We start from the raw sequence: 20,140 nt of genomic DNA, 5'->3' as shown, positions 1-20,140 counted from the left end.
CTTATCGGCCAATACGGATAGTCATGACAGTGACAATCTGATACGGTTTCGCGAAACTGTTATGGTGCGGAAGCAGTACAGATGGACGAAGCACGCACGCGCGTGGAGATGGTCGTCGCGACGATCCGGCAGCGCATCGCGGGGCGCAGCCTCACACCCGGTGCAAGGCTGCCTTCGGTCCGGGGGTTGGCAGCGACATTGAAGCTGTCGACCTCGACCGTCGTCGACGCCTATGAGCGCCTCGTCGCCGAAGGCGCGATCCTGGCAAGGCCGGGCTCGGGTTTTTACGTCGCCAACCAGGCAGCCCCCTTTGCGCTTGCCGAGGCCGGGCCGAAGCTCGACCGCGCCGTCGATCCCTTCTGGATATCCCGGCAATCGCTGGAGGCCGATGAAACCGCCTTGAAGCCCGGCTGCGGCTGGCTGCCGCCCTCCTGGCTGCCGGGGGAAGGCATGCGCCGCGGGCTCAGAACCCTTGCCCGCGCCGATGGACCGGCGCTCGCCGATTACGGCTCGCCGCTCGGCTTGCCGCAGCTGCGACAGCTGATTTGCCGCCGCATGGGCGAACGAGGGATCGAAGCCTCCCCCGACCAGATCATGCTGGCCGACTCCGGCACCCAGGCAATCGATCTGCTCTGCCGTTTCCTGCTCGAGCCCGGCGACACGGTGCTGGTCGACGACCCCTGCTATTTCAATTTCCACGCGCTTCTGCGCGCCCACCGGGCAAAGATTGTCGGCGTGCCCTACACGCCGTCCGGTCCCGATATCGAGCGATTTGCCCAAGTCGTCGCCGAGAAGCGGCCGCGGCTCTACATCACCAACTCCGGCATCCACAATCCCACCGGCGCAACGCTTTCCCCGGTGACGGCCCATCGGCTTCTGAAACTCGCCGATCAATTCGACCTCACTATCATCGAGGACGATATCTTTGCCGATTTCGAGCATGCGCCGGCCCCCCGCCTTGCCGCTTTCGACGGCCTCGAACGGGTCGTCCACATTGGCAGCTTTTCGAAGACCCTGTCGGCCTCGGCCCGCTGCGGTTTCGTCGCCGCAAAACCGGAATGGATCGACGGCCTGACCGACCTCAAGATCGCCACCTCCTTCGGCGGCGGCCGGTTGACGGCGGAGCTGGTGCTGAACGTCTTGAGCGACGGCAGCTATCGCAAACACGTGGAGACGCTGAGACAGCGGCTCTCCCGGGCAATGAGCGAAGTCTCGACCAGGCTGAAGGGCCTGGGGATAGTGCCCTGGCTGGAGCCGCAGGCCGGCATGTTCCTCTGGTGCCGCCTGCCCGATGGCGTCGATGCCGCTGATGTGGCGCGGGCCGCATTGGAAAAGAGAATCGTTTTGGCTCCCGGAAATGCCTTCAGCCTGTCGCAATCGGCGACGAATTTCATGCGGTTCAATGTGTCGCAGACCCTAGATGCGAAAGTGTTCGAGATGCTGGGGGATGTGTTGGGGAGGTAAGGAGTGTGAGGCGGGGACTGGGCCGAGATGCTGCGGGCAGCAGCGTGCGGCATCCGTGGTCATCTCGCACCCACCTCTCCTCCGTCATTCCTGTGCTTGTCACAGGAATCCAGTGCGCCCAAGTCCTTGGGCGCGGAAGACTTTCTTGAAGGCTGCATGGAGTCATTCACGGCGCAGACGCGCCGTGGCTGGATTCCTGTGACAAGCACAGGAATGACGGGGAGAGGTTAGGCGCCAGTTGATGCCGGGCCAGGGGCCGCACGGCACACTCTTCATCATCGCCCAAACCACTCCTCAAAACGACCGATTGACCGCCTTGTCATTTTCCAGCCGCGTCACGCAACCTTCAAGCTTGGCGAGCAGCAGGTCGAAGTCGAGCGGCTTTGTCAGATAGTCCGCCGCTCCGCCGCGCAGACCGGCAAGCGTGTTTTCCCGGTCGGTCAGCGCCGTCAGCAAGATGAAGGGGATGTTGGAGAGCTCGGGGTGATTGATCTGAATTTCCGCCAGAAGCTGGTGTCCGTCCATGACCGGCATCGAAATATCGCTGATGACGATATCGGGCCATTTCGACAGGATCATTTCCAGCCCTTCGGCGCCGTTCGAGGCCTCGAGCGTCTTGTACCCGGCTTCGCTCAGTTCCTCGACGAGGAGGTTCCGGATCTCGACTTCATCTTCTATGCACAGGACTGTAACCATAAGCTTTTCCCTAAGCTGCGACGTGCTGATCCGACAATAGAAACTCTATTGGCAGAAGAATGATAAATGTTGTGCCCTTGCCGAGCTCGCTCGTCACCTCAACGGTACCGCCATGCAATTCGACGACCTGCTTGACGACGTTCAGGCCGATGCCGGTTCCGGCAATGCCCGTAGCACTGCGAGCGCGATAATAGGGTTGGAACAGCTTCGGCAGATCATCCGAATCCATGCCGATGCCGCTGTCGGCAATAGCGATCTCTACCGTCTTTTCCTCAACCCGGGCACGAACATAAATGTTCGGCGCGTTGGGCGAATATTTGACGGCGTTCGAAATCAAGTTGGTGAAGACCTGTTCCATCGCGCTGCGGTCGAACGTCAACAGATCGGGCATCGACTCGACATCGAGATGGAGCACATGCGAGCGGCTGAGGTGGCGCTGTCTGTCGCAGCAGGCGACGAGCAGCGCTTTCAGATCGCCTTCGCTCCGCTTCAGTGTGATCTGTCCGGTTTCGAGCCGGCCGCTGGCGAGGATGCTCTCCATCAGATCGACCATGCGCACCACCGCGCTGCGGATCACGCCCGCCTTTTCGTGAACGTAACCGCCACTGACATTGGTGGTCGAGCGGCAGAGCCGCTGGGCGGCGGCATCGATGATCGCGAGTGGCGTGCGAAACTCGTGCGACGCCATGGCAACGAACTGGCGCTGGAGCGCATTGACCTGGCGTTCGTGCACCAGCAGCCGGTCCAGTTCCTCTCTCTGCCTTTCGATCTCTGCCGTTCGATCGGCCACCATTTCTTCCAGATGGTAGCGGTGATGGGTGATCTCAGCCTGGCTGTCCAGCAAGGTCAGCGACGTGCGATGAAGACCGCGCCCGAGCCAGAACACGACAGCGATCAGCAGCGCCAGGCAGCCAAGCCCAGCCGGTGCGATCTGTTGAAGCAGCATGAATCCGGGCAGGATAGGAGACCATACGAGATAACCGATCGTGCCGCCGTCTCGTGACGAGACCGGCACCTCAGCGCGCCCGTCCTCACTTTTCGACGCGAAATGCAATCCTTCGAGGCGCGCATAATGGGCGATGCTTTCGGCGGCTTTTTCATCGATGAACTTGACCGAGACGGCGATGAACTCCTGGCCCGCTTCGACCTGCATCCTGGCCGAGCTCGGCAGAATGGGACGCGCGCTGGCGATTGCCGGCCGGCTGCCGATCATGATCGTACGAACCGTCGCCAGTTGACCAAGCGGTTTGGTGCCGGGCTTTGCAGCCTGCTCGGCAAGAACCGCGCGCATCTCCCCGGCGAGTGCTGTCATTTCTTGGCCGTCGTCGCTGCCGAGCCGTGGCGGCATGGCATCCGCGCCGTCGCGGAACGCAAACATCAGGCGATTGGTATCGTCGAAGATATAAGTCCTGTCGTGCCCGAAATACTGGCTCGTCCACCGGCCGATATTGTCGAGCAGCCATTCATGGTTCCGCTGCTTGGCATAAAGGAAGGCATCGTCCCATTTGGCAATGCTTTCCTGTTCTCGGGGAAGCGCCGCGATCTGCTCTTCCAGTCCTTGGTCGACAAAGTCGGCCTGCCGGCGCAGCGAGAGATCATCGACCTTCACGGCGGCGAGCCAGGCAAATCCGCACAGCAACACAGCCGCCGCGCAGGTGAGTGTCACCAAGACGAATGTAATGTGGGATGTTAGCCTGACCTTCAATATCTGCAACCTTTTGATGGCGCCTGCTGCCGAGAAATTGACACGCAAAGGTTGACGGACCGTGAATTATACGCTCCCCTAAAGTCCGCGGCATGCCGCCGAATGCATTCGCGATCGTCGAAGGAGAAGCGCATGGACGCCGCCGCGCCGGATACGTCAGACGTCAGGATCGAACCGATCTCTGCTGCCCAAATCGACAGCTTTCATCGCACGCTCGATGTGGTCGCGCGGGAGAAAAAATACCTGTCCATGCTGGAAGCGACGCCGCTACCGGAAACGCGCGCCTTCGTGATGGGCATGATTGCAAAAGCCAATCCGCAATTCGTTGCTATCGCTCAAGACGAGGTCGTCGGCTGGTGCGACATCAACCGGCATTTCTTCCCGTCGCACGCCCATCGCGGAAAGCTTGGCATGGGGATTCTTCCGGCCTATCGCGGCCAGGGTCTCGGACGAAAGCTCATCGAGACGACATTAAGGGCCGCGCAGGAGGTCGGGTTTATCAGGGTCGAACTCGATGTTTACCAAGACAATCTCCGGGCGATCGCACTCTATGAAAAACTAGGGTTCGTGCGCGAGGGCATAATTCGGCGCGCCGCGCGTATCGACGGCCGGTTCATCGATGCGATCGGCATGGCGCTTTTGTTCGATGAGGATCCAGCGGTATAAGTCGGCGTATCGTCGTACTGAGATTGCGAGCCTCGGAGAGGAAATCACCGCCAAGGGCATCGTGACGCCGGCCGATCTCATCGATGCGGACAAGTTGCGGATTTTGAGCAGGCCGTTGATATCGGCGCCCCGCTCAAGTGATCATCGCGCTTCTCGGAAAACGGTTACGCCGGTAGGTTTCTTTCGCCCGCCCCCTGCCCCTATCGGGCGAAAGCCTCGAACGGGTTCTCGTGGGTCAGGCGCATCAGGGTCCCGTCGTCCACGCCCCGCCGTTTTAGCTCGGGCAGCAGGACCGTGGAAAGATGGGTGTACGGCTTGGGTGTCCCGCCCATCGGCAGCGCCGGATCGAACCAGCCCCGGTCATGGCTCAACAACAGGCGGTCGCCGCAGCCCGCCTCCAGCGCCTTCATCACCAGTTCCGCCACCTCCTTGTCCCCGGCCCTGCCGACATGGTCATACTCGATCCAAGCGCCGCGCTCGGCGACGGCGACGTTGTAGGCGAAGTCCTTTTCTTCCTGCGTATGGATCGAGATGAACCTGTCGGCCCTGTAGCCCTCCGCCTCGATGACATCGAGCTGATCCATGACGACCCGTCCTCTGATCGTATGACTGCCGATGACGGCGTCTGTCTGCGCTGCCGCGCGCGCGGCTGCCCGCAGGATTTTCGTCTCGAGCGCCGTCATGCCGTCATCGCCGGCGCTGAGCTTGATCCAGCCCGCCTGGAACCCAGTCTCGCCGATCTGCTCCGTCAGCTCGCGAAGCATCCACGCCTCAAGCTCCTTCTCGGAAGCATAGCGGACCCATTCGGGGATCCACGGCTCGCGGTAATTGCCGGTGGGAACCACAATCGGAAAATCCGTAGCAAGCGACACGGCAAGATCGATATCCGCACGACGTCCGACGCCGCCCGTCGAGCATTCGACGAGTGCCGTCACCCCGAGCTTCTTGATCCGCTCGATTTCCGGGGCCATCAGCCGAACGACGGCGTCGGTCTCTGCTTCGGCATAACCGGGCTGGTCGGGTGTCCTGAGGTCAACGAAGACGTGCTCATGCGGGAGGATCATCCCCAGTTGAGATTTGCTCCTAGGCCCGAGCGTTGTGTGCAGATGCTTCAAAGTCTTTCCCGCGGTCATAACGGCTTCGGGCAAAGCCCTCGCCCGAAACCGCGAAGGTAGATCGTTAAGTGACGAAATCAATCGCCCACTCGATCGAAATTCTGCAAGTGCGCTCGTGTCAATTTCCGGCTTCGCACTGATTGCTGGTGAGCAAACGGCCGCCGGGGAGAGGATATGCCGCATCGGCGTCTTCGGCGCAGCGTCAACGACGTCTCGTCCCGTCCTTGCCTTTGCGTCCCCGCAAATCGATCTATTGGATCGATCGCTCCCACTTCGCGCGACCGGGCCCTACCACGGTGGCGCGTGGCTCTCACCCCGGCCGGCGCACCGTGCGAACCTTGCCGCTGCCGCCACCGCCGCAGAAAAAGCAGTCGCCGCCATCGGATTCGAGGCCGGAGACACCGACGCCTTCGGGCATGTCGAGACGTTCCAGCACCTCCCCCGTTTCGGGGTCGATGCGCCGGACGTCGCTGTCGTCGCCCTCCCAGGTGCCGTGCCAGAGCTGGCCGTCGACCCAGGTAACGCCTGTCACGACTCGGTTGGATTCGATGGTGCGCAGGATCTTGCCCGTCTCCGGGTCGATCTGATGGATTCTGCGGCCTCGGTGCTGGCCGACCCAGAGCGTGCCTTCGGCCCAGGCAAGCCCGGAATCGCCGCCATTGCCGGGCGCCGGGATGGTGGAGAGGATGCGGCCGGTCTTCGGGTCGATCTTGTGAATGACATCCTCGGCGATCTGATAGAGAAACTCGCCATCGAAGGCCGTTCCGGCATGGGACGCGACCTCGATCGAGCGCACCACCTCGCCGCTTGCGGGATCGAGCGCGTTCAGGCGGTCGCCCGAGGCAAACCAGACATGCGCGCCGTCGAAGGTGACGCCATTGACGCGCTCGGCGCCGGGAAACGGTCCATATTCACGCAGGATATTCGCAGCTGATTTTTTCATCTCTTTTCCCTATAACTCAAGCTTTCCTGTAACTCGGGCCTTCCTGTAACTCGGGCTTCCCTAAAACTCGGCTTGCTTATAACTCGGGCGATCCTAATCGCTCGGCAGCGGCCCGGGGAGTAACAAGATCGTCGGGAAACCCGATAGCGGCGGGCTCATCCAGCGCCGTGCCCGCCCGCGCCCCAGTGATTGCACCTTGCCTTCCCCAGCCAGGGAATCCAGCGCCCGCTGCACGGTGCGGGGGCTCGCTCCGAGCGCGATCGCCAAGGCCGAGCTCGACCAAGCCTCGCCGTCGGCCAGAAAGGCGAGCACCGCCCCATGAGACCCTTCGACGAGGGGGGCCAGCACGGCAATCTCCCGGGCGCCGGGCAGCGAAAGCACAAAGCCGCGCTTCGTCGCCGAAACCTCCGCCAGTCCGCGCAGCTCGGCGCGCAGCCGGCCGATCTCGACCCTCAGCCGGGCGCGATGCGATTCATCGGCGTGTTTGCCACGGAAGGCACGGGCGATGAGCGTACCCCGTGCCACATCCGCCGGCCAGGCTTCGGCAAGTGCGCGGGCGAGCGCAAACAGCACGGGCCGCGTCGCCAGCGAGACCGCCGTCCCAGCGTTCCACACCACATGGCGGCAGGCATCGACGACGAGCATGCCGGAGGAAAGCAGCTCTTCCACCGCAGCAAGCAGCAGCGGACGTTCTTGCCCGCGCGACAGCAGCCGCGCCGCCGGAGTATCGAGCACCAGGGCGGCGGCTTCGACCTCCGCCGTCAAAGCCGGGATATCGGCCGCGCGCGCTGCAAGCCTTGCCCGGTCAAGCGCCGAACGCGCCGCCCTCGTCTGCAAGCGGCGGACGGCAATGCCAGCCGCCACCAGCTCGTGGGCAGCCCGCAGAGCCGGCGGCAGCGGCGTCGGATCGAGTGCTGCGAGCGAGCGCTCGGCCTCGTCGAGGCCGCCGATCAGCACCAGCCTGCGAATGGCCACATTGCCTGCATGGGCGGCATTGACCCTGTCGCCGTGCGCATCCAGCACCTTGCGCGCCGCTTCCAGCGCCTTCGGCGGCCAGGTGAGATCGCGCGAGACGAGCGCGATCTCGGCCTCGGCGACCACGCAGCGCGCTCGCGCCACTGCCTCCCGTGGGCCGAAGGCGCGCGCCGCACTCTTCAACAGCGCCTTGGCGCGAACGAGATCGCCAAGCTGTGCCATCGCGATGCCGCGCAGCGCCAGTGCCGGCGCATCGTCGCGCAACGCCACCCGCTTCAGCGCGCCGAGTGCATCGCCCGATGCCAGCGCCCGCGCCGCGGCTGTGATCAGCGAGTCCATTCAAATCCCGTCACACTTGTCACTCCCGTTATTCCCCTGCCCGGCCGTAATCTGCGTGAGACCGGCTGGCAACCCTGCGCCGGATGCTACGACGATAGACAGGCAAAGGAGAAGACCCAATGACGATACAGCTCGGAACACGGCAGGAGTGGCTGGAAGCGCGGCTCGATCTGCTCGAAGAGGAAAAGGTGCTGACGCGGCAGAGCGACGCGCTGGCGATGAAGCGCCAGCAATTGCCGCGTGTCAGGATCGACAACGAATACCGCTTCGACACCGAGGCGGGCAACGTTTCGCTGAAGGACCTCTTCGGCGGCCGCTCGCAGCTCCTCGTCTATCACTTCATGTTCGGGCCGGATTACACCGCCGGATGCCCGTCCTGCTCCTCGATCGCCGACGGATTCAACGGCTTCTTCGTTCATCTCGAAAACCACGACGTCGCCTTCACGGCGATCTCGCGGGCGCCGATCGCAAAGCTTCAGGCATTCAAGCAGCGCATGGGCTGGAGCTTTCCCTGGGCCTCCTCCTTCGGCAGCGACTTCAACGGCGATTTCAGCGTCTGGTTCACCCCCGAGCAGCAGCGCCAGGGCGACATAGAATATAATTACCGCCGCGAGCAGCCCGCCCCCGAACCACTCGCCTTCGAACCATTGGCCGGCAAGACCGTGCAGGAATGGCAGTTGCGCGGCAGCGAGGGACCGGTGGCGCAGATCGCCGCCATGACCGAAACCGATGTCGCCACCTACACCCGCGACCGGCCGGGCGTCAGCGCCTTCGAGCTTGCCGATGGCGCCGTCTACCACAGCTATTCCAGCTATTCCCGCGGGCTCGACGGGCTCTGGGGCATGTACCAATGGCTCGACCGCGCTCCCAAGGGACGCAACGAAACCGGCGTCTGGTGGCGCCACCACGACCGATATGGCAAGGAGTGACTCCAATGCCGCTTCCCCTCCACACCTCGAAAAGGGGCGGCGAATACGCCGCCTCGGGCGCCAGCATGGCTGCCCCGGGCGGCAACGCCGCCCTCAACGCCGCCGAATGGCTCTCGCTGGCCGCCGCTGCAGACGGGTCCGTCGGTAAACCGGGCAAATCCACCTGGAGCACCCTCGCCGCCGCTGATTGGCTGTCGCTCGCCGCCGCCCCGACATTTGCGCTCATGGCGCTGCTGACGGCCACGGCTAGCAGCGCCGACATGATCTGCACGACCACGCCGGATTTCCTGCCGATCGGCGGAATGGTGCCGATGTACCTGCTGATGAGCGGCTTCCATTTGGCGCCCTGGCTGCGGCTTGCTGCCGGCAGGCGAGGTATAGGCCGCCAGTGATGGTGCCAACGCCATCAATCTTTCCTCCGGGGTGGCGTTCTCGCCATTTTTTTTGCTGACGGGTCATAGCGAGGCGATAGATACCTCGCTGCGCACTGCTCCCGCTCAGCCGTCTGCGGCTTTACACCTTTATCGACGCGGCTAAGTTCATGCCTTCACCTCGATGAAGTCAATCGGCCCGCCGGCAACGTCATCATCAAACACCGCACAGGAAAGCTTGCCGCCGAAGACGCAGCCGCTGTCGATATTGGTGCGGTTTCCTGTCGTCACCGGATTGGATAGCGACGGTGTATGGCCGTGGACCAAATGCTTGCCCCAATACTCTTCAGACCGGCCGGGAGGAAACCGGATCCATAGAAGATCGTGCTCGCTCTGCTGCTCCAGTGGAAATGCGGGATCGACACCGGCGTGGACGAAGATGCGGTGCCGATCGAAATGCATGAGCGGACGACCGGCCGCCCATTGCAGATGCTGGGGCAAAACCCTGCCGCCAAACGAAATCTCGGTTTCAAATCCGCCATTGCCAAGCCATACGGCTCTGTTATCGCTATCGGCATAGGCAGCGACCATCATGTCCTCATGATTGCCCTTCAGGCAGATCCAGCGCCACGGGTCGGACGGACCGGCAATGAGCCGGTCGAGGACACGTCTGCTGTCAGGCCCACGATCGATATAGTCGCCAAGGAAAACCACAGTCCCCTCGGAAGCGTAAGTTGTGATGCGATCGATCATGCTGTCGAGCGGATCGATGCAGCCGTGAATATCGCCTATGGCAAACGTGTAGCGCATGTTCCAAGCCTCTCGGCGGCAATGTGACGGCCCGCGGTCAAGGCCGAGAAGGCGCGCAAGGGTTGGCACCGAGGCTCACGCACCTTCGCCGTCCGCGGCATCATAACAAACGCAAACCCCGCCGCCATCGCGAAAACCGACTCCATATCCGGCATTTACCGCGATTGGTTCTCCTTCCGCTTGAGGAGATCGGCGGGCGCGGCTGTTGGCTCTCTCCGATCTCATCTCGAGGTGCCCCGTGAGGGCCTCGAAGGACGAGAACTGATCGGTGTACCTCAGGACGGCAGAGAGTTTGCGGCAACCGGCGTTTGGCGGCCCTCCCGCCGAAAGACCGGTTCCGACAACATCGATGCGCCCCACCCGACCAGTTCCGATTGTCTTCCGGGCCGGAACTGTGCGATGACCGATCGACCCCTACACAACGGTTCAAGGTGCGGCATCGGCATGAAGAAGATCGGTTTCCTCTCGTTCGGGCACTGGACGCCCTCGCCTCAATCGCAGACGCGCTCGGCCGGCGATGCGCTGCTCCAGTCGATCGACCTTGCCGTCGCGGCCGAGGAGCTCGGTGCCGACGGGGCGTATTTTCGGGTGCATCATTTCGCCCGCCAGCTGGCCGCACCCTTCCCGCTACTATCAGCCGTCGGCGCAAAAACCAGCCGGATCGAGATCGGCACCGCGGTCATCGACATGCGCTACGAGAACCCGCTTTATATGGCCGAGGATGCCAGTGCCGCCGACCTCATCGCCGGCGGCCGGCTGCAGCTTGGCATCAGCCGCGGCTCACCCGAGCAGGTGATCGATGGCTGGCGCCATTTCGGCTATGCCCCGCCCGAAGGCCAGAGCGAGGCTGACATGGCCCGCCATCACGCCGAAGTATTCCTCGAGGTGTTGCGCGGCGAAGGTTTTGCCAAGCCCAACCCGCGGCCGATGTTTCCGAATCCGCCAGGCCTCCTGCGCCTCGAGCCGCATTCGGAGGGGCTGCGCGAGCGGATCTGGTGGGGCGCAAGCTCCAACGCTACCGCCGTCTGGGCGGCCAAGCTCGGCATGAACCTGCAGAGCTCGACGCTGAAGGACGACGAGACGGGAGAGCCGTTCCACGTCCAGCAGGCCGACCAGATCCGCGCCTACCGCGAGGCCTGGAAGGCAGCCGGCCACACGCGCCAGCCGCGCGTCTCGGTCAGCCGCAGCATCTTCGCACTCGTCGACGACCGCGATCGCGCCTATTTCGGCTACGGCAATGACGAGGACGACAAGATCGGTTTCCTCGACGAGAAGACCCGGGCGATCTTCGGCCGAAGCTATGCCGCCGAACCCGATGCCCTGGTTAAGCAGCTCGCCGAGGATCAGGCGATCGCCGAGGCCGACACACTGCTGCTCACCGTCCCCAACCAGCTCGGCGTTGCCTACAACGCCCATGTCATCGAGGCGATCCTGACCCACGTCGCCCCGGCGCTTGGCTGGCGCTGACGCTCCGACCGATGCTGCCGGGCGCTCACACCCGCCTATATCTAGCGCGGAATTCGCGAGGACTGCAGCCCTCGCGCTCGTGGAAGACCCGTGAAAAATAAAATGGGTCGTCCAGGCCGACCATGGCGGCCACCGTTTCGATCTTTTGGTCGGTGGTTGCCAACAGCTGTTTGGCATGGTCCATGCGCACCCGAAGCTGGAATGCTTTGGGAGGCAGTCCGGTTTCAAGCGTGAACCGCCTGCGCAGCGTCGCCGGCGACATGCCGTGCTCGGCGGCGAAGGCAGCGAGATCGAGCGGTTGCATCGCCCGCTGCCGTAGCGTTTCGACGATGTCGGCCATATCAGGCCTTCCCTGGTGTCGATTGGCCCCTCCGCTCGCCTGTCTGGCGGCTGCGATGACGATGTGATGCAGCATCAATGCCGCCGACGCCTGCCCAAGGTTGGTATCGTCAAGCAGATCGGCATGAAGCTTGCCGAAGAGCCGCGTCAGCTCATCGAGATGATGCAAGGCGACGACGGGGTGCCGCTCGGCAATCATCCTCAGCCTGACGAAGTCTCGCGTGAAGGATCCCTCGAAAAGCGCCCAGCGCTCGTCCCAGCCGCCTTCGTCGGGAGCGTAAGAATGCGTGCGGTTGGGAAACAGCCAGAACAGAGCAGGCCCGGTCAGCCTCAGCCGGCCGCTGGCTGCGGTTTCCAGCCAGCCTGGCCCGCGCTCCACCAGCACGACGGCGAAACTCGGAAGTTTGCGGTCGCTCACCGCATGGCGGGCGTGCTGCCTGCCGCTTCCGATGACCGCCAGGCCGCCGGCCGCGCCGAGCGGCGTTCTATAGATGGCCTCGGCGTCTCTCATGATGAGCGAAAAGTCCAGCTGCCAATTTTCTCTATGTCGATTATCCCTGCAGATCAGCTAATTGGTGGCAAATCAACTTAAGCTGAGGAAGGCTGAAATGTCGATTGCCGCCAGAGCCGCGCAGACCCGAACGCCGGATTTTCCCCTTACCGCCCACGGCAAGACCTTGGCTGCGGAGCGGATGGGCTGGCTCACGCCGACCGATCCGGCCATCGGCGTCGACGCCATCCGCCGCCGCTACCAGGACGATGGCTATGTCTGGCTGAAAGGTCTTCTGCCACGGGCCGATATCATCGACTTCCGTGGCTGGGTCTTCGAACGCCTCGCTGCGACAGGACTGGTCGAGCCCGGCAGCGATTTTACGCTGGGGCTCGCATCGGCCACCGGCTGCGACTGGAGCCTGGCGGACCGGCGCCTGATGTCGCTCGTCCGCTCCGCCGCCTATGAAGGCTTCTGCACGCAACCGCCGCTCATCCGCTTCATGGATGATTTCCTGCAGGGCATTTCCTATCTGCACAGGCGCAAGATCATGCGTTTCACCCAGCCGGGATCGCCGACGGCCACACCCGCTCACTACGATCTCGTCTACCTCCGCGGCGGCACCCGCCGCCTGGTGACGGCCTGGATCCCGATCGGCGACATTCCCACCGAGATGGGCGGCCTGGTCTACCTCGAAGGCTCGCATGCGCTTGGCGTCAAGATGGAGGCCGAGTTCCAGGCCGCAAGCGACGATCTTTCTCCGCAAGAGCGGATCAGTGCCTATAACAGCCACATGACGGAAGGCGGCTGGGTGTCGAAGGATCTCCCTGATATGGCGGAGCGCTTCGACACCCGCTGGCTCGCTGCCGATTATGAGGCTGGTGACGTTGTGCTCCACTCGCCCCATATGATCCACGCCTCGACCACCAACCAGGACAGCAGCCGACGGCTGCGCCTCTCCACCGACATCAGATATCAAAATGTCGACGACGAGATCGACGCCCGATGGAACAACCATTGGAGTCTCGGCGATATGCTGTAGCCAGGCTTCCCGCGTCCCAATCGGCCGAACTCCGCCGCGGGCTTAGCACCAGCGTCAGCTCCATCTCGAAATATCAGACCGAACGCACTCCGACATAGAAGCGGAGCGTCGGGACCTTACAGCCGCGTTGGACGTTGATGGTCCGAGCCTTGAATCGGTCGCTGACTGACCGACTTATGGCTGTAGCGAACCGCTCGAGTTGCCTGATGCCGCGTACGAACCTGAACGATATCCTGATCTTCATGGCCGTCGTCGATGCCGGAAGCTTTATCGCCGGCGGCGAGGCCTTGGGCCTGTCCCGTTCGGCGGCGGGAAAGGCCGTCATCCGCCTGGAGGACCGGCTCGGCGCACGTCTGCTCAACCGCACGACGAGAACATTGAACCTGACCGACGAAGGGCGAGTGTTTTACGACCGTGGCTTGCAAATCCTCGCATCGGTAGACGAGGCAGAAGCGAGCGTGGCAGGCAAGAGCGGTACGCCGCGCGGCGTTCTCAGGCTCACCGTGCCTGATGCCTTCGGACGGCGCGTCGTGCTGCCCCTGTTGGAAGAATATCTTCGGGCCTGGCCCGACATCCAGGTGGAGATGAGCCAAACCGATCGTCTTGCCGACATCGTCGAGGAAGGCTTCGATCTGGCAATCCGGATCGGCGCGACGGCATCGGACTCCCGGCTGGTCTCGCGCGTGATCGCCACCTACAGGACGCGGCTCTGCGCCTCGTCGTCCTATCTTGCCGAACGCGGCGAGCCGCGCGATATCGACGATCTCGCAGCCCATGACTGCCTGATTTTCGCCAGCCGCAATCAAAGACAAGGCTGGCGTTTTCGCGGCAAAGGCGGCTCGTGGATCAAGGCGCGGGGGCGCAGCCGCCTGAGGCTCGACAGCGCAGAGGCGGTCCGCGACGCCGCCTTGGCGGGGCTGGGTATCGCTCTCCTGCCCGATTTCCTCGTCGCCGACGATCTCGCCGCTGGCCGTCTCCGGCACGTCCTCCCCGACCTCGAAACCGATGACGCCAAGATCGTCATGCTCTATCCCGACAAGCACCTGCTGGAACCGCGCATCCATCGTTTTGTCGATCTGATGGTCGAGGCGTTGGGGCACGAGAGACCGCGCTCATCGCCTTGATACGGAAGCACCGGCATCGGTAATAGCCTTGTCGAAGCCACGGAAACTTTTCAGCGCAAGGGGAAAGAGAGTTGCGGCGAGATAGGCAAGCCCGGTGAGCAATAGTGCCGCGGCAAGGCCGATCGTGCTGATCAGCGCGCCGCCGACGAGGCCGCCGAAGGGAATGAGCGCAAAACAGAGGGCGGCATTCATCGCGGTCACGCGGCCGATCAGCGGCTTGGGGATGCGCTCGAAAACCACCGCCGACAGGATCGGGTTGAGGAATCCCGAGGCAAATCCGGCGATTGCCAAGGTGACGAAGATGAGGAGGAGCGGCGCATCCAGCGCAAGGATGAAAAAGCGCGGAAATCCGGTCAAGAGGAACGCCACGGTATAGACCATCAGGCGCGGCATCCGTTCGCCGATCGCCGCCGCAATCGCCGCGCCGGCGATCGAAGCGCCGGTGAAGGCCGCAAACATCGCCCCCAGCAGTTCCGGACCATGGCCGGAATCGCGTGTCCAGACAGGCAGCAGCACCGCATGATAGGCTTGGTCCAGCAGATTGGTGATCGCCACCATGGCGACAATGCTGACGAGCACCGCATCGCCACGCAAAAAGCGCCAGCCTTCGCGGAGATCGTCGAGATAGGAAGCCCTTTCGGCCGGTCGGACGTCGGGTGCGCCGGATAGCTCGGGCGCGCGCCGCATCCCGGGGATGCCGACTGCGACGATCAGAGCGGCGGCGGCAAAGGTGGCGGCATTGACGAGGAGCGCCTGGCCCGGGCCGATCAGCCCGATCAACGCGCCCGCGCCGGCCGCCCCCGCCGTCGAGGCCAGCCGCTCGATCGCATTGGCGACGCCGGTCACCCGTTCGAGCGGCACATTCGCGAGCGCGGCGATGTCGGGAACCATTGCCTGCTTGGCGGCGTCGGAAGGCCCACGCAGCACGCCCATGGCAAAGACCACGGGCAGAAGCACCGGCATGCCGAGCAGGCCGAAAAAATCGAGCAGCGGCACCAGTCCCACCGCGGCCACCGAAGCGGTATCGCAGACGATGGCGATGCGCTTGGCGCCGACGCGGTCGATCAGCGGCCCGCCGAGCGCCTTGGCGACGACATAGGGCAGCATCTCCATCATCGCCGTCAGCCCGGTCAGGACAGGGCTACCCGTCGTGCTCAGCACCAGCCAGGGAATAGCAATGGTCGATAGCCGCGTGCCGGAAAGCGAAAGCGCCTCGGCTGCGGCAAGCGCTAGGAAAGGCCCGCCCCTTCTCACGGTTCGCCATCCTTTTCGCGATGCGGAAGCCGGCCCGGATAGGGAAAGGCATGCAGCATGATGGAGAAGGGAACCATATCCCCGGGTGCCGGCTCACCCAAGGGCGGAGCTACCCGCATCGCTTCGAGGATGATGTCGGTCAGCTGCTTGGTCAGCGCCTCGGCCTGTTTTGCCGTCATCGGGATGATCATGTCGTTGGCAGCACTCGCCTTGCGCCATTCCCCCGGCAGTTCGGCATATTCCTCCAGCGCCTGCTGCATCTGGCCGACCTGCAAGGAGAGGACCGCCTGGTTGAAGGCGTGATCGAGATCCAGCGCTTCACCCTCGGCCTCGCTTGCCGGCACCGAGGTGAGCTCGTGACTGGCCCGCCACCAGCGGTCGCGCCGTGAAACATGCGGCGCTTCCTCGATGAAGCCGTATTGGGCAAGCTGGCGCAGATGATAACTGGTCGCACCGCTGTTCAATCCCAGTTGCACCGCCAGCTGCGTCGCCGTGGCGGGTCCATCGACCCTGAGCATGCCGAGCATGCGCAACCGGACGGGATGCGCCAGCGCCTTCAACGCGACGGGATCAGGTACGACCCGGCTGACGGTGCGCGGCGGCTTTGAATGGGCGACGGTCTGGCGATGGGGATCCTTCATGCCAGAAGCTTACCATTGCAAAGATATCTTTGCAAAATTTTCTTTGCATAACTGCAAGCGCCCTGTCCGTGACTTAAGCTTCTGCCAGGGTGAAGACTGCGCAAGGGTCGGTAATGCCGCGCAAGCTATGCTCTCCGAGCGGCATCAAGGCCGTCGTCGTATTCGCCGCCACCGCTCCCGAAATCAGCACGTTTCTGCCGAGCGGCTTGCAGAGCCCTTCCAGGCGGCTGACCAGATTGACCGCGGGGCCGATGGCAGTAAAGTCCAGCCGGTCGGCCGCACCGATATTGCCCCATAGAATCTCGCCGAAATGCAGCGCCGCGCCGAACGGCAACGGCGCCAGCCCCTGGGCCTGGCGCACCTGGTCGAGATGGCTCATGCCGGCACGGCTGGCGGCGACCGCCCGCAGGGCGGCCTCGCAGGCCTCGCGATCCCCCCGGGCGATGTCTGCTTCGCCCGACGTCGCGGTGACCGGAAAGATCGCCAGCACGCCGTCGCCTATGAATTTCAGCACCTCGCCGCCGAAGGCGTGCACTGCGCCGGCGACGCGATCAAAATAAGCGTCGAGCGCGGCAATCATCGCCTGCGGCTCCGTCACTTCCGAAAGCGCGGTGAAATCACGCAGATCGGCACAGAGAAGGGCAGCGCGGATGGTCTCACCGGTGCCGCGGGCAAGCGCGCCGGCCTGCACCCGGGCAGCACTGCGCCGGCCGAGATAGGCTTCGAGCAGCGCGGCCCGCGCCTCCCGCGCCGCCAAAGCGGCGAGCGGCGCTGCGGCAAAACGCGCGACTTCGCGCAGCAGACTGGCCTCGGCCGCACCGAATGCGCCGCCCCCTGCCCCGTTGGCAACTCCCGCCCAGCCAAGCAGCGGCCCGTCCGATGCCTGATTATCCTGTGCAGGCCCGATCCGGCTCTCCCACACCGGCCCGAGCCCACCCAGCCAGTCGCGCCCGGCCTCACTCTGCGGAGCTGCAGCAAAGGCCAGCGCCTCAATGACGGCCCCGGTCTCGGCCCGCCACAGCCAGGTGCGCCGAGCGATGATTGGGTGCGGCACGGAAAGCGTCAGCGCGCCGCCCGAAAGCGGCAGGCCGTCAGCCAAAAGCCGGCGCCCGAGCTCGGCCAGAAACCGTTCGGGACCAGGCGAGGCACCGGCCTCATCAACCAACCAGGCAAGGGGAGATGGCAGATCCATGCTTCAACATGACATCGCCCCGGGACGTCCGCAAGGATGCCTTCTGAAGCCCCATCGACTCCTTCAGCCATTCCACGCAGACAATTCCTGTCGAGATTCTTCCATCACGGCGAAAAGCAAAAAATAACGCTTTAAACTTGCGCCGTTTTGCTTCCATTATGCGGCGGTTCGTCATCGTGTGATTGAGGGGTACGATGGGCACGATTTTCTGGCCGAAAGATCCGCTGGATGGGAATGACATGACGCTGCTGACGTCGATCCTTCGGCGGTGGTGCGACAGGCATCAGGTCGAGCTGACAGCACAGGAGAGCAGCCGCAAGGCGAAGGAACTTGTCGAATGGTATGAATTCGGCGTCAAGGATCCGATCGAACTCGAAGAACTGATCGAGGGCAAGTACTGGCTGGTCAGCAAAATCTGACCTGATCACAGTCGTAACATTCAAGAGAAAAGGCCGGGCGAAATATCGCACCGGCCTTCGTCAATTTGCCCCTGGGAAGGCTTCAGTCGTCATCCCGCCAACGGCGGTGGTGATCGCCGCGCCAATCATCGCGCCAGCGCGGACCATCCCAATCCCGGTGACGCCGCTCCCAGCCCCAGCGGGGCGGACCGCCGTAAAAGGCCACCGGCGGCGGGCGTCGCCAGTTTGGCCGGCATTCGCCCCAGCGGGTCAGATGCCAGCCGCGGCCGCACGCATAGTCGACCTTCGTGACATCGCTTGTGACATTGCTCTGGACATTGATTGTCGCCATCGGCATCGCCTCAGCTGTGCCGACCGAGAGGCTGCCAGCGAGCAAGGCAGCCGCGATAGAAAGTGCCTTCATCGAAAACTCCAATTCATCCAGCCGTTCCCACCCTAGGGCCGCCAAATTGAACTGGAGATGAACTTCACGTTCATGTTTGCGGGAGAAAAAGAAGCGATTTCGGACCGCTCATCGCAGCGCCGGCCAGCTGGTTTTCCCGCAAGGGCAGGCGCTTCAGGGCCATCCACCGGCCCGCAAAAACCGTTCATGTCCTGCCGTAAAATGCGTCGGGACCCGGGTCACGCCCGGCGGCGACCTCGGTCAGCCGCCCAAGGTAATGCGCCCAGCCTTCCGCATGCCCGGCGCATTGATCGGCGCTCGGTAGGCCGCTATGCGTCAGTCGCAGCAGTGTTCCGCCCCCCTGCTCGATCAGGTCGATCTCGACGAGGCTCGACCCCGGCGGCACCACCTCGCTGCCGTCCCAGCCGAAGCTGTAGGCAAGGCGATGAACCGGCACCACCTCGCGAAACGAGCCGCGCGCAAAGCGGGCACCGGTGACGTTGACAAGATAGAGCCCGCCCGGCTGCGGCTCGACCTCTGCCTCCGTCCCCATCCAGCGCAGGATCTTCTGCGGGTCGGTCATCAGCGCAAACACTGCGGCCGGCGGCGCCGCAATATGCGCCTCGCGGTGAACGACGAAAGATTCTGGCATCACGCTCTCCGATAGTTGTCATGGCCTGCCTCGCCGCGGGCGGGATCAGCGGGTCATGCTGTTTTGACGTGGGTGTCCTCGCGTGAGCATGTAGGCGGAAGTACCCGATCAGCAAGGGTGGTCGGGCCACGCCGCCCCCGTCGCCCGGCACCGGCGCGGCATCCTCCAACGTCCCTCATGCTGAGGCGCGTAGCCCGTGGGGCGGAGCCTCGAAGCACTCGCCGCAACGCTGCTCCCTGCCTTCATCTAGCATCCGCGCACCCGCCGCGTCCTTCGGGGCCTCTGCGGCGCACCTCAGGACAAGGCTCTCTGGGGGGTGCAGCCAGCTAGGTGGCGATCGCCTCACCCCATCCCCGCCTCCGCGATGCAAGCATTTCGCCCTATTGCCAGCCCTTCGTCTTCCCCCTATTGTCCCGGCCGTTCTCAGGGCGGGGTGAAAGTCCCTACCGGCGGTATGCAGTTTCGATTGCGAGCCCGCGAGCGCCTTCCTCGGAAGGGTCAGCAGATCAGGTGAGATGCCTGAGCCGACGGTCATAGTCCGGATGAAAGAGAACGCACGTTCCCAGCCCTTGCGGCTGTCGGGGACGTTCGTGATCGCCTTGGGTGATGTGTCTGTTCGCCAAAGGAGATTACCATGACACCCACCCGCTACGCCTTTATCAAAGCCAGCTGGCACGCCGACATCGTCGACCGCGCCCTTGACGGCTTCTATCAGCTCGTGCCGCCCGAACAGGTCGATGTGTTCGATGTTCCCGGCGCATTCGAGATGCCGCTGCTTTCCCGCGATCTGGCCGCAAGCGGACGTTATGGCGCCGTCATTGCCGCGGCTTTCGTCGTCGACGGCGGAATTTACCGCCACGAATTCGTCGCTCAGGCGGTGGTCGACGGGCTGATGCGCGCCGGCATGGATACCGGCGTGCCGGTGCTTTCGGTTTCGCTGACGCCGCATCAGTATCAGGAAACCGAGCACCATAAGCAGATCTACCGCGCGCATTTCGTCGAGAAAGGGCGGGAGGCCGCAAAGGCCGCGCTCACAATCGGGAAGACACGCGCCGCTCTTGCCGCGTAAGGCGGCTCCCCCCGAACCGGGGCGGCGGGACCGATCCCGCCGTCTTCATCAGGTCA

The 20,140-nt window shown here is 63.7% G+C and carries 21 protein-coding genes and 1 riboswitch; of the genes, 9 read left to right on the top strand and 12 right to left on the bottom strand.

Going from position 1 to position 20,140, the window contains the following annotated elements; genetic code table 11:
- Positions 1–81: 81 nt before the first annotated feature.
- Positions 82–1,464: a PLP-dependent aminotransferase family protein gene (locus tag HJB82_RS07195; protein ID WP_207580981.1), complete on the top strand. Its 1,383-nt coding sequence runs from the start codon at positions 82–84 to the stop codon at positions 1,462–1,464.
- Between the two features lie 294 nt (positions 1,465–1,758).
- On the opposite strand, the gene HJB82_RS07190 is transcribed toward HJB82_RS07195, so the two are convergent.
- A complete protein-coding gene (locus HJB82_RS07190; protein WP_164011395.1) occupies positions 1,759–2,160 on the bottom strand; it encodes a PleD family two-component system response regulator in 402 nt (133 codons plus the stop codon).
- Positions 2,161–2,170: 10 nt separating this feature from the next.
- The gene (locus HJB82_RS07185; RefSeq protein WP_207580982.1) at positions 2,171–3,913 is read right to left on the bottom strand and encodes an ATP-binding protein; all 1,743 of its coding nucleotides are present in this window, start codon (positions 3,911–3,913) and stop codon (positions 2,171–2,173) included.
- 84 nt (positions 3,914–3,997) lie between these two features.
- On the opposite strand from HJB82_RS07185, the gene HJB82_RS07180 reads away from it, so the two are divergent.
- The gene (locus HJB82_RS07180) at positions 3,998–4,531 is read left to right on the top strand and encodes a GNAT family N-acetyltransferase (protein ID WP_207580983.1); all 534 of its coding nucleotides are present in this window, start codon (positions 3,998–4,000) and stop codon (positions 4,529–4,531) included.
- A 200-nt stretch (positions 4,532–4,731) separates the two neighbouring features.
- Here the strand turns inward: HJB82_RS07180 and HJB82_RS07175 are convergent, their stop codons facing one another.
- The 3 genes from HJB82_RS07175 to HJB82_RS07165 form a co-directional block, all read right to left on the bottom strand.
- A complete protein-coding gene (locus tag HJB82_RS07175; RefSeq protein ID WP_207584338.1) occupies positions 4,732–5,646 on the bottom strand; it encodes a phosphotriesterase in 915 nt (304 codons plus the stop codon).
- 310 nt (positions 5,647–5,956) lie between these two features.
- On the bottom strand, positions 5,957–6,589 hold the full coding sequence (locus tag HJB82_RS07170; protein WP_207580984.1) for a PQQ-binding-like beta-propeller repeat protein: 633 nt from the start codon (positions 6,587–6,589) through the stop codon (positions 5,957–5,959).
- 93 nt (positions 6,590–6,682) lie between these two features.
- The gene (locus HJB82_RS07165; protein WP_207580985.1) at positions 6,683–7,903 is read right to left on the bottom strand and encodes a helix-turn-helix domain-containing protein; all 1,221 of its coding nucleotides are present in this window, start codon (positions 7,901–7,903) and stop codon (positions 6,683–6,685) included.
- A gap of 119 nt (positions 7,904–8,022) precedes the next feature.
- Here HJB82_RS07165 and HJB82_RS07160 point away from each other — a divergent pair, with 119 nt between their 5' ends.
- Both HJB82_RS07160 and HJB82_RS07155 read left to right on the top strand, forming a co-directional pair.
- A complete protein-coding gene (locus tag HJB82_RS07160; RefSeq protein WP_207580986.1) occupies positions 8,023–8,832 on the top strand; it encodes a thioredoxin family protein in 810 nt (269 codons plus the stop codon).
- A 5-nt stretch (positions 8,833–8,837) separates the two neighbouring features.
- Positions 8,838–9,224 carry a hypothetical protein gene (locus HJB82_RS07155; protein WP_221116737.1) on the top strand — a complete coding sequence of 129 codons (387 nt, stop codon included), beginning with the start codon at positions 8,838–8,840 and terminating at the stop codon, positions 9,222–9,224.
- A gap of 147 nt (positions 9,225–9,371) precedes the next feature.
- Here HJB82_RS07155 and HJB82_RS07150 read toward each other — a convergent pair whose 3' ends face one another.
- The gene (locus HJB82_RS07150; protein ID WP_207580988.1) at positions 9,372–10,013 is read right to left on the bottom strand and encodes a metallophosphoesterase family protein; all 642 of its coding nucleotides are present in this window, start codon (positions 10,011–10,013) and stop codon (positions 9,372–9,374) included.
- Positions 10,014–10,457: 444 nt separating this feature from the next.
- Here HJB82_RS07150 and HJB82_RS07145 point away from each other — a divergent pair, with 444 nt between their 5' ends.
- Positions 10,458–11,480 carry an LLM class flavin-dependent oxidoreductase gene (locus HJB82_RS07145; protein ID WP_207584339.1) on the top strand — a complete coding sequence of 341 codons (1,023 nt, stop codon included), beginning with the start codon at positions 10,458–10,460 and terminating at the stop codon, positions 11,478–11,480.
- 25 nt (positions 11,481–11,505) lie between these two features.
- On the opposite strand, the gene HJB82_RS07140 is transcribed toward HJB82_RS07145, so the two are convergent.
- On the bottom strand, positions 11,506–12,330 hold the full coding sequence (locus HJB82_RS07140) for an AraC family transcriptional regulator (protein ID WP_207580989.1): 825 nt from the start codon (positions 12,328–12,330) through the stop codon (positions 11,506–11,508).
- Between the two features lie 97 nt (positions 12,331–12,427).
- Here HJB82_RS07140 and HJB82_RS07135 point away from each other — a divergent pair, with 97 nt between their 5' ends.
- Positions 12,428–13,351, top strand: coding sequence for a phytanoyl-CoA dioxygenase family protein (locus HJB82_RS07135; RefSeq protein WP_221139758.1), 924 nt, complete (start codon positions 12,428–12,430; stop codon positions 13,349–13,351).
- 206 nt (positions 13,352–13,557) lie between these two features.
- Positions 13,558–14,475 (top strand): LysR family transcriptional regulator, encoded by a 918-nt coding sequence (locus HJB82_RS07130; protein ID WP_207580991.1) that lies wholly within the window; start codon positions 13,558–13,560, stop codon positions 14,473–14,475.
- On the opposite strand, the gene HJB82_RS07125 is transcribed toward HJB82_RS07130, so the two are convergent.
- The 3 genes from HJB82_RS07125 to HJB82_RS07115 form a co-directional block, all read right to left on the bottom strand.
- Positions 14,464–15,729, bottom strand: a complete 1,266-nt coding sequence (locus HJB82_RS07125; protein ID WP_221139757.1) for an MFS transporter — start codon at positions 15,727–15,729, stop codon at positions 14,464–14,466. The genes HJB82_RS07130 and HJB82_RS07125 overlap by 12 nt on opposite strands.
- Positions 15,726–16,370, bottom strand: a complete 645-nt coding sequence (locus tag HJB82_RS07120; RefSeq protein WP_207580993.1) for a helix-turn-helix transcriptional regulator — start codon at positions 16,368–16,370, stop codon at positions 15,726–15,728. The genes HJB82_RS07125 and HJB82_RS07120 overlap by 4 nt, the downstream gene beginning before the upstream one ends.
- A 73-nt stretch (positions 16,371–16,443) precedes the next feature.
- On the bottom strand, positions 16,444–17,562 hold the full coding sequence (locus tag HJB82_RS07115; RefSeq protein WP_207580994.1) for an adenylate/guanylate cyclase domain-containing protein: 1,119 nt from the start codon (positions 17,560–17,562) through the stop codon (positions 16,444–16,446).
- A 194-nt stretch (positions 17,563–17,756) separates the two neighbouring features.
- On the opposite strand from HJB82_RS07115, the gene HJB82_RS07110 reads away from it, so the two are divergent.
- A complete protein-coding gene (locus tag HJB82_RS07110; protein ID WP_207580995.1) occupies positions 17,757–17,981 on the top strand; it encodes a hypothetical protein in 225 nt (74 codons plus the stop codon).
- An 82-nt stretch (positions 17,982–18,063) separates the two neighbouring features.
- Here the strand turns inward: HJB82_RS07110 and HJB82_RS07105 are convergent, their stop codons facing one another.
- Both HJB82_RS07105 and HJB82_RS07100 read right to left on the bottom strand, forming a co-directional pair.
- Complete coding sequence (locus tag HJB82_RS07105; RefSeq protein WP_221139756.1) at positions 18,064–18,384, bottom strand: GCG_CRPN prefix-to-repeats domain-containing protein; 321 nt, start codon at positions 18,382–18,384, stop codon at positions 18,064–18,066.
- Positions 18,385–18,568: 184 nt separating this feature from the next.
- The gene (locus HJB82_RS07100; protein WP_207580997.1) at positions 18,569–19,015 is read right to left on the bottom strand and encodes an SRPBCC domain-containing protein; all 447 of its coding nucleotides are present in this window, start codon (positions 19,013–19,015) and stop codon (positions 18,569–18,571) included.
- Between the two features lie 415 nt (positions 19,016–19,430).
- A riboswitch (FMN riboswitch) is annotated at positions 19,431–19,573 on the top strand.
- 76 nt (positions 19,574–19,649) lie between these two features.
- Here HJB82_RS07100 and HJB82_RS07095 point away from each other — a divergent pair.
- Entirely contained in the window at positions 19,650–20,084 is a 435-nt protein-coding gene (locus tag HJB82_RS07095; protein ID WP_007630468.1) for a 6,7-dimethyl-8-ribityllumazine synthase, read from the top strand.
- The last annotated feature ends 56 nt before the right edge of the window (positions 20,085–20,140 follow it).

It is taken from the genome of Rhizobium sp. NZLR10 (assembly GCF_019685125.1).
In the GTDB taxonomy this organism is placed as follows: domain Bacteria; phylum Pseudomonadota; class Alphaproteobacteria; order Rhizobiales; family Rhizobiaceae; genus Rhizobium.
The sequence above is the reverse complement of the archived record's forward strand: the minus strand, read 5'-3'. Positions and strand labels throughout refer to the sequence as shown.